The sequence below is a fragment of the Shewanella sp. SM71 genome (assembly GCF_025653905.1).
Taxonomy (GTDB): domain Bacteria; phylum Pseudomonadota; class Gammaproteobacteria; order Enterobacterales; family Shewanellaceae; genus Shewanella; species Shewanella oncorhynchi.
Genome location: NZ_JAKKRW010000026.1, coordinates 38,856 through 50,648, shown reverse-complemented (window position 1 = coordinate 50,648; position 11,793 = coordinate 38,856). Strand labels below are relative to the sequence as shown.

The 11,793-nt window shown below is 43.3% G+C and carries 13 protein-coding genes and 6 pseudogenes; 15 read left to right on the top strand and 4 right to left on the bottom strand.

The annotated features are described in order from the left end of the window. Positions 1-11: 11 nt before the first annotated feature. From L5L97_RS20380 to L5L97_RS20370, 3 genes and pseudogenes are all read left to right on the top strand, one after another. Positions 12-694: pseudogene (locus L5L97_RS20380) on the top strand (IS5/IS1182 family transposase); the annotation flags it as partial. Positions 695-851: 157 nt separating this feature from the next. Then, positions 852-1,454: a hypothetical protein gene (locus L5L97_RS20375; protein ID WP_263183763.1), complete on the top strand. Its 603-nt coding sequence runs from the start codon at positions 852-854 to the stop codon at positions 1,452-1,454. Between the two features lie 129 nt (positions 1,455-1,583). After that, positions 1,584-1,733: pseudogene (locus L5L97_RS20370) on the top strand (IS110 family transposase); the annotation flags it as partial. 7 nt (positions 1,734-1,740) lie between these two features. On the opposite strand, the pseudogene L5L97_RS20365 reads toward L5L97_RS20370, so the two are convergent. The 3 genes and pseudogenes from L5L97_RS20365 to L5L97_RS20355 all read right to left on the bottom strand — a co-directional run. After that, positions 1,741-2,247 (bottom strand): annotated as a pseudogene (locus L5L97_RS20365) (IS3 family transposase); the annotation flags it as partial. A gap of 105 nt (positions 2,248-2,352) precedes the next feature. Next, a complete protein-coding gene (locus L5L97_RS20360; RefSeq protein ID WP_263183762.1) occupies positions 2,353-2,697 on the bottom strand; it encodes a hypothetical protein in 345 nt (114 codons plus the stop codon). 106 nt (positions 2,698-2,803) lie between these two features. Continuing rightward, positions 2,804-3,507, bottom strand: a pseudogene (locus L5L97_RS20355) (transposase); the annotation flags it as partial. 548 nt (positions 3,508-4,055) lie between these two features. Here L5L97_RS20355 and L5L97_RS20350 point away from each other — a divergent pair. The 3 genes and pseudogenes from L5L97_RS20350 (at position 4,056) to L5L97_RS20340 (ending at position 5,954) form a co-directional block, all read left to right on the top strand. After that, positions 4,056-4,470, top strand: a pseudogene (locus L5L97_RS20350) (S24 family peptidase). Further along, positions 4,458-5,734, top strand: a pseudogene (locus L5L97_RS20345) (Y-family DNA polymerase). Before L5L97_RS20350 ends, L5L97_RS20345 begins: the two co-directional pseudogenes overlap by 13 nt. Positions 5,735-5,768: 34 nt before the next feature. Further along, the gene (locus L5L97_RS20340; RefSeq protein ID WP_263183759.1) at positions 5,769-5,954 is read left to right on the top strand and encodes a hypothetical protein; all 186 of its coding nucleotides are present in this window, start codon (positions 5,769-5,771) and stop codon (positions 5,952-5,954) included. Between the two features lie 241 nt (positions 5,955-6,195). On the opposite strand, the gene L5L97_RS20335 is transcribed toward L5L97_RS20340, so the two are convergent. Next, the gene (locus tag L5L97_RS20335; protein WP_263183758.1) at positions 6,196-6,438 is read right to left on the bottom strand and encodes a hypothetical protein; all 243 of its coding nucleotides are present in this window, start codon (positions 6,436-6,438) and stop codon (positions 6,196-6,198) included. 210 nt (positions 6,439-6,648) lie between these two features. On the opposite strand from L5L97_RS20335, the gene L5L97_RS20330 reads away from it, so the two are divergent. The 9 genes from L5L97_RS20330 (at position 6,649) to L5L97_RS20290 (ending at position 11,790) form a co-directional block, all read left to right on the top strand. Then, positions 6,649-7,314, top strand: a complete 666-nt coding sequence (locus L5L97_RS20330) for a tyrosine-type recombinase/integrase (RefSeq protein ID WP_012197929.1) — start codon at positions 6,649-6,651, stop codon at positions 7,312-7,314. Between the two features lie 69 nt (positions 7,315-7,383). Continuing rightward, entirely contained in the window at positions 7,384-7,566 is a 183-nt protein-coding gene (locus tag L5L97_RS20325) for a hypothetical protein (protein ID WP_048908703.1), read from the top strand. Between the two features lie 81 nt (positions 7,567-7,647). Next, a complete protein-coding gene (locus L5L97_RS20320; RefSeq protein ID WP_012197930.1) occupies positions 7,648-7,884 on the top strand; it encodes a DUF4160 domain-containing protein in 237 nt (78 codons plus the stop codon). Beyond that, on the top strand, positions 7,847-8,107 hold the full coding sequence (locus L5L97_RS20315; protein ID WP_012197931.1) for a DUF2442 domain-containing protein: 261 nt from the start codon (positions 7,847-7,849) through the stop codon (positions 8,105-8,107). Before L5L97_RS20320 ends, L5L97_RS20315 begins: the two co-directional genes overlap by 38 nt. 13 nt (positions 8,108-8,120) lie before the next feature. After that, complete coding sequence (locus tag L5L97_RS20310) at positions 8,121-8,303, top strand: hypothetical protein (protein ID WP_263183756.1); 183 nt, start codon at positions 8,121-8,123, stop codon at positions 8,301-8,303. 146 nt (positions 8,304-8,449) lie between these two features. Next, the gene (locus L5L97_RS20305; RefSeq protein WP_263183755.1) at positions 8,450-8,758 is read left to right on the top strand and encodes a hypothetical protein; all 309 of its coding nucleotides are present in this window, start codon (positions 8,450-8,452) and stop codon (positions 8,756-8,758) included. Between the two features lie 363 nt (positions 8,759-9,121). Beyond that, the gene (locus tag L5L97_RS20300) at positions 9,122-10,987 is read left to right on the top strand and encodes a ParB/RepB/Spo0J family partition protein (RefSeq protein WP_263183753.1); all 1,866 of its coding nucleotides are present in this window, start codon (positions 9,122-9,124) and stop codon (positions 10,985-10,987) included. A 168-nt stretch (positions 10,988-11,155) separates the two neighbouring features. Then, positions 11,156-11,500, top strand: coding sequence for a hypothetical protein (locus tag L5L97_RS20295; RefSeq protein ID WP_263183749.1), 345 nt, complete (start codon positions 11,156-11,158; stop codon positions 11,498-11,500). Between the two features lie 68 nt (positions 11,501-11,568). Then, positions 11,569-11,790: a hypothetical protein gene (locus L5L97_RS20290; RefSeq protein ID WP_263183746.1), complete on the top strand. Its 222-nt coding sequence runs from the start codon at positions 11,569-11,571 to the stop codon at positions 11,788-11,790. Positions 11,791-11,793 lie beyond the last annotated feature (3 nt).

Here is an 11,793-nt window from a genome sequence, read left to right as displayed (position 1 = left end):
AACTTCGAGCCATGCCAAGTCTTATGCTAACCGATGTGCAGGGGAAGCGATTTCATTTAATGAAAAAGCACTGGACGCGTTTATAATAAACCGGAACATAGACAAACACTTGAAGGTATTATTTACCGCCGTCTAGCAGGTATCCCTTGACGAGCCTACCCCAATAGCTTAGTCATTTGAGTACGGTTTTTAATCGGTTTATTTATGGTCGAAGAAAGGCATTCTGGTTTATTTATTCAAAGCCTTAACCAACCTTGCTGATATAGAATTGCTCTTGATTGATGGCTCGATATTGCAGCTTATTGGTAAATATCGAGGCGTTCAACCTAAATTTATTCAGTAGTGAGCAGTGAAGGATTGCCTATTTATTTCGAATTATCAGAAGACCAGGAATACGATACTATGCACCCTCCCAAGCTAATTGAGCACCTAATGTAGGTTGAAAGGTTATGACAGTGCTGTTTTTCGTCAAGTTATCGGAACTCTAGGCTGGACATCAATCATCCAAAAACACCACTATATAAATACGTTTCAGGAACCACTATATAAATACGTTTCAGGAGTGGGTCTATTGATATTTAGTAGATAAATATTTAAATATTGTCGAGTTATATAAGAAAGATATGAGAAGGAAAAAAATTGCGCCAGTATGATTTCATTGACGCTTACGTCAATGTGGCTCCCAGAGTATTTGCGGAACAACAGAGCTCAACAGAGTCTACTTAACTACAACTATTTAAATTTAACTACATGTTCCTAATCACGATTAGTGGAGGGGGGAATGTCAGAATAGTTATAGTAGTGGCTAAATATGTTCAATGCCATTTATCAACACAATGAGGGTATGAATAATGAATCACAATGTAACGACTGGAACAAGTGGAGTCGAACAAGTCAATTATGTGACTTTTTGGCGAGACCCTTCTACTATTGTCATACAAGGAAGTTTCTTCTCTATTATGCAAGTTACAGATGATATGACTAAGGCAATTAAGGATAGTAAAGGTCAATATCTCTTTTCAGAAGTAGGCGCTGGCATTAAAGCCATTGTGCTAATTGGTACCGCCGTTCAAGTTTTTAATTTTTTGGAGAAAAACTCTAGTGTTTTTATTGAGAATAAAATAAAAGAACTTCCTGATATATATATAGGGGTAACGAACTATATAAAAAAAGCTAAATATGTAGGCCTATTTCCTTTGCAAGATATTCTAGTGCAGACAGTCAATCAGGCATCGGCATTTGTACCTGGAAATATAGTCACGGATGCAGGAGGTGTTCCTCTAAATTTGAAGGGGTTATACGACATAACTAATTCAATGAGTTATAAAGAACAATCTACAGGCCAGCTGCTTTATGTAAAAATCAGTTATTTTAAAGAAGATAAAATGGAATTTGTTAGTAAATATAGAATTAGTTTAGGAGATGTTTTGAAATACATGCAGAAAAACAGATGATATACTCTATCATTCTTTCTGCGATATGGGCGAGAATATCTTGATAGTAATGTGATGGACGCCTCAGCACCTAAGCTTGCAGTATTATGCCAAGCTTGAAGCTGACAAATAGTTCAGGAGGTTTCCATCATGGATATTAAAGTTATTGGTATCGATTTAGCCAAAAATGTTTTTCAAGTTTGTATTTGTCTTATGGATAACTCAATTATGAGTAACAAAAAGGTTAACAGAAACAAGCTGATCGATAAAATTAGACAACTCCCCGAAGGTAGCCTTATTGAAGTGGTCAACTAAATTTGGCCACGGTTTTAGAATCTTCCCAAAATCTTCGCTCGGATTCATTTGGGCTTAATCCTGCATTGTAATGATGTGGTCTGACTTGGCTGTAATAACCAATAATATAATCAGTCACATCTTGTTTAGCTTCAATAAAACTCTTATAGTCTTGCGTTGGCACCCATTCTGTTTTTAAACTCCTGAAAAATCGCTCCATTGGCGCATTATCCCAGCAGTTGCCTCGGCGACTCATGCTCTGAGTTATTTGATATTTCCACAGCCGTTGACGGTATTTAAGACTAGTGTAATGACTGCCTTGGTCTGAGTGAAATATCAGGTTTTTAGGCTTACCCCGTGATTCAAATGCCATTTCCAGTGCTTTTGCTGTCAACTCAGTATCTGGTGAAAATGACATTGCCCAACCCACCGCTTTTCTGGAAAATAAGTCCAGTACAACCGCTAAATAGCACCAGCGATTACCCACCAAAATGTAAGTGACATCGCCACACCAATGTTGTCTTACATAAATGTTCTAAAGTGAATCAATTTGTAAGACGCATTTGTACGGCCTTAAACATGATTTAATGACAAAATAATTCTAAAATAGAAATATTTTTCTCACTTACACAGATAGCGCCTTACACCGTACTCCGCTGTATTGAACACCATCATGTGGATGACTAAAGCCGACTCTCGCTGTTGTTGTCCAATAATCTGACACATCAACTAAGACCCATCTGCCTTTATGCTTCAATAAATCACTATTTCCAAACTTCATTTTGTGAGCAAAAACAAACCCAATACCATTGATTTCTCTAACTTTTCTGTAGCCATACATCATGATCCCATCATAAGCCAACATGTCAGATTTATGAGGGTTATCAGGTACAGAATACACTGCTACTTTAGTTCTGATCACAACATTATCTGTATGTAAATCGCTATCAATCAATGCATTTAGTGTCATGAAAATAATCCTATTTTTACTCGTGTGATCAAATTGTGGTTTAGAACTTTATTGTCACTGTTTAGATATATTTTGTGCATTTCAGAATTATTTTGTCAGCCAACAACCAAACGGTGTTTGGTTCAACCACTGCAAATTGTCGTTCGAGTATATTGGGGATAGTGACATGCTCCTTCCCAGTCTTCTTGTAGTGATGTTTCGGTTGTTGGCAACTGACTAATCCTAGCTTTTTCATTAGCCTAGTAGCCCGATAACGACTTAGTGCAAAACCCCGTTCAGAAGCAATAGTGGCAATGTTTCTCGCACCAGCGGACTGGTTACTTTGTGCATGTATCGCTTTGATTTCACATTTTAAACGTCGCTGCTCTGACGTCACAATATGCTCATGACTCACCCAATAACGGTAACTACTGCGGTTCACGCTAAATGCATGGCATAACACTGAAATAGGATATTTACTGCTCTCATTGAGCTTCTCGATTATCGAGAATTGTTCAGCGAGTCCGACATCAAGAGAGCTGTAGCCTCGGCGTGCCCCTTGGGTATTTTTAGGATTTCTTTCTCAAGATTAATCCGCTCAATTTCTCGTTTAAGTGCCCTAATCTCTATCTGTTCAGGCGTCATGGGTGAGGCTTTAGGAGCAAGCCCTTTGCGTTCAACCTGAAGTTGCGTTAACCACTTACTGACCGTCGATTTACCTACGTTCATGGCTTTGGCAGCCGCTTCTTGTGTATAGCCTTGGTCAATGACTAATTGGGCAGTTTCGAGTTTAATCGCAGCGCTATATCGAGCACGTTGACTTTTATTCATTTTGTCACCTAAATTCGCTATGAATGAGATCATAACATTTCTTATTAGGTGGCCAAATTCACTATGCCACTTCATATGCTGAATAGATTCTAATTCGATTTCATTGCTAACTCGGAAATATCCCAAAATGACACGAAGATACTCACTCTTAATAGTCATTTGTATCCTTTGTCGTCTTTTGGCGTTTATAAAGATGGAGCGCCCCCTTGCAGGGGGCTGGCTGTCTAGGAGTTGTTCACCGTGGATCTAGACAGTTGCCATGAGCTTACCAAGTAATATGCAACAAGTGACCAATAATCTGCGGGTATTGACCAGATTTATGCAACAAAAGCGGCTATATCTACCATTGTTTACCGTTTTTCTATCACACATTACCATTTAAGAGAAAAGCCACTCGCCACCGACCCCTGATTTTTTGTGGATAACATCGCAAAGAGCGCGGTGATTACCCACCGAAAAAAGTCAGGAACTGGCAGCAGGATCGAAATTTTAGATTTTTATTTATTTACTGCTATTGTTACTGATTATTTATACAGTGGTTTAGTGTTGTGAAACTCATCACATGCAATGCGAGTGCGGGAATTTCGGGGTTTCCAAGTCCAGCTGCGGATTACATTGAATTACCCCTTAGTCTTGATCAACTGTTGGTTGAGAATCCTAGTTCTACGTGGTTTGGCCGCGCAGCGGGGCGCTCGATGGAAGGGGTCGGCATTTATCACGGCGACATTTTAGTGATAGACCGCGCTGCTCAACGTAGCAACATGGCTATCGTCGTGGCCAGTAAAGCTCCTCGATGAAAAGCGCCGGTTACTGGTTTCTATCGATCAACAGCAAAACATGACGTCCGTTGCTATCGATGATGCGGATACCTTCTCGGTTGAAGGGGTGATCATTAAATCAATCCGACTTCATGAGCATTCAAGCTTACTTGAACAATATCTGAGTCAACCATGTTCGGATTAATTGATGCCAACTCGTTTTATGTAAGCTGTGAAATGGTCTTTAGGCCCGACTTGCGCGGACTTCCCGCGATTGTACTCAGCAACAACGACGGCTGTTGTGTGGCAATCAACCGCGCGGCCAAGTCCGTTGGCGTGAAGAAATTTGCTCCTTACTTTGAGCAGCAACATCTATGTAGCAGAAAGGATGATCACTTACTCGTCTATTTTTAGCAGGAATTATTAGCCAACTGTATGCACTTTATGCCGACCTGTCGGCAAAAATGATGCAAGTGATCGGACGGTTTGCGCCCGAGCAATACGTGTACTCCATTGATGAGTCGTTTGTGTCATTTCAACACTGTGCAGCAATCCCAGATTTAAACGCCCATTGTACCCTGTTGCGCCGTGCTGTTTGGCGTGAGTGCCGTTTACCTGTTTGCGTGGGGGTTGGTGAGACATTAACCCTGGCGAAGTTGGCTAATCATGCCGCGAAACAACTGCCGCAATATCAGGGGGTATGCGTGATCGATAACGATGCACTGCGGATTGAAATTTTAAAATTGATGCCAGTTGATGAAGTTTGGGGGATTGGCCGCAAACTAACGTTAAAACTGGGATTGCTGGGTGTGCATACTGCATATGATTTGGCACAACTGGCGCCGAAAATTGCACGACAACATTTTTCGATAGAAGTTGAACGAACGGTGCGGGAGCTCAATGGCCAGATCTGTAAAACATGGGATGAAACCAAAGCAGATAAATTACAAATTTTTTCCACTCGCAGCCTTGGCGAACGTATAACTTCTTGTGATAATTTACAACAAGCGTTAGCTAAACATGCCGCCATAGCGGCGGCGAAGGCGCGTGAACAAGGTTCGTTATGTAAAACGATGGTCGTGTTTGCCGCAAACTCACCGCATGACCCACAGCCTGTTTATTTTAAAAGAGTTATTAAGTTTGCCTGTGCCACTGATGACAGTCGTGAACTGTGCGCCGCGGTTAGCCGCGAGCTATCAAACCTCTATCGCCCTGGTGTGCGCTATTACCTGATTGGTGTAGGCCTGCTTGATCTTTGTCATAAAACGTCAGTGCAATATGACTTATTTAATACACCAAAGAGTGACTCTAACTTAATGCAAATCTTTGATAGTCTGAATAATCGGTATGGCCGTGATATGTTGTATATTGCGTCTCAAGGCAGCGAGCAACATTGGTCCATGCGCCGCGAGTTTTTGTCGCCGCAGTACACCACTCGTTGGTCTGATATACCCACACTAAAAACCTAACCATTTTACTAATCATATAGCTAGAGAGAAACGCATGTTGAATATGACAAAAATTTGTATGATTGCCTTGATTGCTTCCTTATCTTGTGAGTTAACACTGTGGATTGCAGCAGGTATGACGCTTGGTATGTGGTATTTACCACCGGCTATATTTTTAATATGTGCAGTTATTTCTGACCGACTGGGCTTTGGTTCGCTGTCTGATTTTTTAGAAGTTTAATCAGAAAGTATGAAATTTACGGGTTTAATGTTAATTAGGCACGGAATCAAATTTTGATTCCGTGGTGTCTGGACTTTTGGTTAAGCATCACGGAAACGATGAATTTAAAGTACAAAAAAGCGGAGCCAAAGGTTCCGCTTGTGCGTTATTTATCTGAATAATCATATTTTCGCGCTATTAGTATGGATATTCTGTCTTGTCCGCGAGTGTCAAGAGAACACAGGGGGGACGATTTCTATCATTACTGTGCGAAAACAAAAAGCTTCCAACGAATATCACCCTGCGCCGACGTGTGCTGATGGTGATTTTGTGGGGGGATTGTTTTCCCTCCGGCAACGGTTACTTCTTTGTTGCAGCCAACACACTTATAGATGCCTTCATGAACACACTTTTCGCCAGGCTTATGTATTTTATCGAAAGCTTTGTTGGACTCAGTGTTGGCCTCTTTTACTTGATCTTTATTACCATTTCTAACTAAAGCCATTGATCTTTACCGTACTAGGACAGGGCGAAATTACCCATGATATAAATATGGGCATTCGGCTGGATCTCAAGTTACCACTGATGAATTTTTATTCTCTTACCTGTGTAAATTGCTTTCCGTGAAAGTTCGGCGTAATGCCGTGTTACACTGACTAGGCAGTGACTAAATCGCATTGTCTGCATATTCCACTTATAAGAGGATATACAGACAATGAGCCGCGCTGACGCACTTACCCCCGCAGAAATAAACCGAGTCCTAAGAACGTGTGTTTTAATGCCCCACAGTGAAGCTAAACGCTGCGCCTTGGTATTATCACATGCTGCTATGCGCGTGACTGAGATCGCTCTACTCAGAACGGAACACGTTCTATTTGCAAACGGCAAAATTAGGGATGAAATCCACCTTCCCGCCAATATCTGTAAATTTTTAAAACCCCGCACAGTTTGGCTTTCAAATCGCACATCGAGGGCAATAATCCAAGAGTGGGTAAATCATCGCTTAACCAAAAAATGGGGTGTCTCTGGACGCTCCGAGTATCAGGGGTTGATCCCCGAATCACGTTTTCTGTATACCTTACGTGGCGCTCCATACTCGATACAGCCGAAACCAAGGAAGCTCGAATCAGGAGAGGTACGGGAGTATTGGGCTTGCGACTCGCTAGAACAGGCTATGCGTGAAATTTATAAGAAATGCGGCTTGCCCTCGGCATCGTCCCATAGTGGGCGTAAATCGCTTTGTACTAACGCTGTGATCAGTGGTGTTGATATTGAATCTGTTGCGCGAATCCTCGGCCATGCCAGCGCCGAAACAACCATTGACTATATTGTGATTCAATCAAAGCGGATTGAAGAAATGTGCGGTCTTGATTGGGTTTGACTTATTGCCATTTCTGAGCGAATAGCGCACACTGTAAAGTTGATAGTTTGGTAAATTTAAGAGGAAATTATGGCGGAATCCGCTGATAAAGATGCTTTTTCGGCATACTGCCGCGCTAAGGTAGGGCTAGATGCACAAGAAGTTGCAGATATTGCAAAGGTGCCTCGGCGCACGTTTTATGACTGGTGGAAAACGAGACGCCCCGCAGTTGAATTGATCGTAGACGGGATTAAGTTTCGTCAAAAAAAATGAGTGGATATCGCACATTGTTTGTTGATTTTTGAGCGAATACCGCGCATAATAACTGCGTATTAAGGCGGTAAGGAATTGAAAATGAGTCCAGCGGTTTACAGAGAAAAAGGCTACAAGTTCTTTTTCTATTCCAACGAAGAACAGCGCATGCACGTTCACGTTGTAGGCGAGGACGGTGAAGCAAAGTTTTGGTTAGAGCCAGAAATCATGCTAGCCAAGAGTTACAACTTATCAGTTAAAGAGCTGAACAAGCTCGAACAGAGCGTAAGGAGTCATGAAAATGAAATCAGAACAGCTTGGCAAAGACACTTCGGTTAGGGTTTTAGGGGTTAACCCCCTTGGCCTTTGGCTGTTGGCTGATAATGAGGAACACTTTTTAAGTTTTGAAGAGTTCCCTTGGTTCCAGAGCGCGCCAGTTAAGGCCGTGTTCAATGTTGAAAAACAAGGCCGTAGTGGTTTTTGTTGGCCTGATCTCGATGTGGATTTGACTCTGGACGGCATCAAGAATCCTGACAAATACCCACTTAAAGCGAAGCATTAACGGAATATAAAGCATGAAATTAAATGTAGATTTGTCTGATCTTCATAAAGTTGCGGCCAAAATGCACGATGCTGTTTATTGCTCTCATTGTGAAAAATGCGGTGATAACAAGCATTATTTTGAAGGGGACAAAGTGCCTGATTCATGTCTTGAATGTGGGGAGCATAAAGGCTTCTCAATCATTAGTGTTAACTGAGCGGAAAATAACTAAATAGATCTGCCGAACGCTCAAAGATTGCGCGGCAAGAAGTAGATGAATTTCAAGTTGTTGATATTAGTTGGAATCTTGTAAATTGGGCATTTGGTTTGTATTTAAACGATAAGACTATCGGAGTTTAAAAAATGTTTGATCCTGATATGCCAGAACCACAAGTTATCGAGTCATTGACAGGATTTGTTGATGAAACTGAAAAGGCGATAAAATCGGCTAAAGAACTCGGTTATATGGGCGTGAGTGTTGGCCTTTCATTGGAAACCGCCTTAAATCTGGTTGAGGCAGCAAAGCGTTTTCAGGAACCCACATTTCTAGGCTTTCCGAAAAGTCTTGTTGAGGCATTTATCGGAAACGAGGCTGAGGCCGAATTGCCAGCACCGGTGGTTAACGCATACCGTGACTATATGACTGCTGAGCTCACCGGAGATTGGTCTTAAACTGGGCGTTCCCTGACGGTCGGGCTTTTCGCTTCGCTCCCCGCGATAACGTGAGCCACTGATGGCAAGCAAGCTTGCCGTGGCTCTACGTTCCTGCTTGCCAATCCCTAACGCAACGGCCTAAAGCACTGTCCGGTTCATTGCCGGCTAAAGTGTGAGTAAGCCTGCGCTGGCCTCTCGCTTGTCATCGTTTCCCTGTCAATACCGTTCACGTCTGCGCTGTCACTTCTTATCTGTCTCATTTAACAACCTGCCCGAAAAGGGTTCGCTTCGCCGCTGCGCGCCCTTGTCTGTCAGAACGTGAAATGAGTCAGGAAGTTAGGCGAAGACGAGAACGATATTTAAACGACAGGAAAACCAGCAATGACAAACTCAATTCAAGCGCAAGCAACTCACACTAAAGCCAGCATTTCACCTACCAGCCACAAGACTAAAGCAGGCTCTCACAAGCCCGATATCGCTCAAAAATCGGCTAACGCTGTGGTGGCATTGGCGACAACTGCAAAGCCCGTGTTACTGCAATTACAGATTAATCAGTTGGTGTTATCTGAACTGAACGTGCGTAAAGGGGATGCTGCGAAGGAAGATGATGAACAGTTGTATGCCTCTATTTTGGCGCATGGCATTTTACAAAATTTAATCGTTGAGCCCATGAACGCGCAAGGCTTATACCCTGTGCTTGGGGGAGGCCGTAGACTAAGACAGCTCATTAAGGCGGTTAAAAGTAATAAGCTGAAACCGACAGCGCTTGTGCCTGTTAAATTGCTGACAGCGGAAGATGTGGCCAACTTTGCCACGGAGCTATCACTCACTGAAAACTTTATGCGCGCCAATATGCACCCAGTTGATGAATTTCACGCCTTTGCTGACATGGTAAATAAAGGCGCAAGCATTGCTGATGTGGCGGCGCGGTTTGGTGTAAAGGCGAAATTCGTGCAGCAGCGTATGAAGCTAAGCATGGTCGCCCCTGTTGTGCTCGATGCGTACAAAGCGGGAAATGTGTCGCTTGATATCGTAATGGTGTTCACCATTGCCAGTGTCGAAAAACAAGTCGAAGTGTGGGAGCTGGTAGGCGATAGACGTTACAACGAAAATCAGTTTCGCAACATGCTTAAAGAGGCCGCAGTGAGTGCAGAGCACTATTTGGCTCAGTTTGTAGGCCAAGACGAATACGAAAAAGCGGGCGGGGTTGTGACCTCAGATTTATTCAGTGATGAAGTCTATCTTGATGATAAAGCGTTGCTCGAAGCATTAGCGACCGCAAAATTGGAAATCGAAGCAGCAAAGTTAATCGCGCGTGGCTGGAAGTGGGCGGATGTTAAGCTCGTATCTGAATACGATGAACTTGCAGGCTTTGGGCTGCTAGACCGAAAAGCGGGTGAGTATGATGCCGCTGAAATGGCACTCGCAGGGTGTTTATTAGTGCTAAAAAGTTATGGTGAGCCCGTCAGTATCTATATGGGCTTGGTGCGTAAAGACGATAAAAAGGCGCTGGCACAATTACAAGCCAGTGCGCAAGTAGACTCACTACACGATGGTGACGTGAAAAAAATTGAAGATAAGGACGCGAGCGGCTATTCCGCTGCGCTCAATGACGACCTACGCGCACAGCGGTTGATTATCGCTAAACATGCGTTAATGAGTGCGCCAAGCGTTGCGCTTGATACGCTGCATTTCTCTGTGTGCGCGAGTGCGTTTACAGATTCTCGTTATGGCAGTCGTCCGCTACATTTGAGCGTGAACGACACCACCTGTCACCCTAAAACGGGGCAGCTCACCGATAACAAAGCGGTGCAGTTAATCGAGGATATTAAAGCGAGCTTTAATTTAGTGTGGGCTGGTCTATCCACGGTCGCAGAGCGCTTTAACGCTTTTTGCGTTCTCGATGTAAAAGAGAAAGAAAAGCAGGTCGCTTACGCCACGGCCATGATGTTCGAGGCATCCATTGATAGCAGCCATCAAGCGGTTGAGGCTGTGATATCGACCCTCGATGTGAAATGGTCTAACTACTGGCGTCCAACAGCGGAAACCTTCTTTAAGCGCGTGAGTGTGCCGATATTGATTGATATGGCTCAGCCTGTCATGGGTGAACAGTGGGCATTACAAGCCGCTACGCTCAAGAAAAAGGATTTGGCCACGCAGGTTGATAGCTTAGTGAATGGCGAGCGCAAGGGGCTGGATGATGCACAAAAAGCTTACTTTGATGCGCTAATGCCAGCGGGATTTTAAACCTCATAATACCGCCGATTTACCCTGACTTTACAGGGTAAATTTTGGCTAAAAGTGGTTGAATACATTGCAATTTTCGTGTTTTTGTGTATGATTTAATTAGGCATTATTTTAAGTGGTTTCGTACTGTTAGTTGTGGCAGGAATAGAAGCCCTAGAGGATACATAAATGGATATCAAAAATATTGTGAGCTGTATTCGGGGAGACAATAGAGCCGAGTTTAGTTTCGTTAATCTGTTCGGCGGTCAGCACTACCCCGTGACCATGACGTTTACCCCGTCAGGCGCGGTCAATATCGTGGTGGGTGGGGGGCGCTATCGTTGCCTTGCGAGTCAAGTTACCCGTATGATTGATGAATCAGCCCCGCTTTACTCTGGCCTTGCACACATCACGTTCTCAATTGAAGCGGGAGAGTTTAGTTTTTATATCCCTGCTGATGTCCACGAACAGTTGCGCCAGCATCCCGAGTTTACAAAGCAAGAAGTCATCGAATGGAAATATGACGAAACGTAAGGCCGCTGTGCGGAGGTAGCAAGTCACTCATTGATAGCCAAGTCGATATACCAGTAAAAGGATTAATAATGTCTCAGCGTGCGATTGAAATTGTCAAAATATCAGATCTTAAGTCAGTTAAACATGGCGAAGTGTTTGAGTGGTGTATTGATTATGAAGAATTTCAATATCGCGCAGGGGATGATTTTCTAAGGAGTCGGACAGGCGTCGATTCCCCGTGGGAAATTTGGCCGTTGACCAGCAATACAAAAACCGCCGCTAACCGCAAAGTGTTTGAATTGATAAAATAAGCG

Bases quoted from the DNA above. Each gene is read 5' to 3' on its own strand.
- L5L97_RS20290 (WP_263183746.1), top strand. From the start codon at position 11,569: ATGTCTCAGCGTGCGATTGAAATTGTCAAAATATCAGATCTTAAGTCA.
- L5L97_RS20295 (WP_263183749.1), top strand. From the start codon at position 11,156: ATGGATATCAAAAATATTGTGAGCTGTATTCGGGGAGACAATAGAGCC.
- L5L97_RS20335 (WP_263183758.1), bottom strand. From the start codon at position 6,438: ATGGCTTTAGTTAGAAATGGTAATAAAGATCAAGTAAAAGAGGCCAAC.
- L5L97_RS20340 (WP_263183759.1), top strand. From the start codon at position 5,769: ATGTTGAATATGACAAAAATTTGTATGATTGCCTTGATTGCTTCCTTA.
- L5L97_RS20315 (WP_012197931.1), top strand. From the start codon at position 7,847: ATGAAATCAGAACAGCTTGGCAAAGACACTTCGGTTAGGGTTTTAGGG.
- L5L97_RS20305 (WP_263183755.1), top strand. From the start codon at position 8,450: ATGTTTGATCCTGATATGCCAGAACCACAAGTTATCGAGTCATTGACA.
- L5L97_RS20300 (WP_263183753.1), top strand. From the start codon at position 9,122: ATGACAAACTCAATTCAAGCGCAAGCAACTCACACTAAAGCCAGCATT.
- L5L97_RS20325 (WP_048908703.1), top strand. From the start codon at position 7,384: ATGGCGGAATCCGCTGATAAAGATGCTTTTTCGGCATACTGCCGCGCT.
- L5L97_RS20375 (WP_263183763.1), top strand. From the start codon at position 852: ATGAATCACAATGTAACGACTGGAACAAGTGGAGTCGAACAAGTCAAT.
- L5L97_RS20310 (WP_263183756.1), top strand. From the start codon at position 8,121: ATGAAATTAAATGTAGATTTGTCTGATCTTCATAAAGTTGCGGCCAAA.
- L5L97_RS20360 (WP_263183762.1), bottom strand. From the start codon at position 2,697: ATGACACTAAATGCATTGATTGATAGCGATTTACATACAGATAATGTT.
- L5L97_RS20330 (WP_012197929.1), top strand. From the start codon at position 6,649: ATGAGCCGCGCTGACGCACTTACCCCCGCAGAAATAAACCGAGTCCTA.
- L5L97_RS20320 (WP_012197930.1), top strand. From the start codon at position 7,648: ATGAGTCCAGCGGTTTACAGAGAAAAAGGCTACAAGTTCTTTTTCTAT.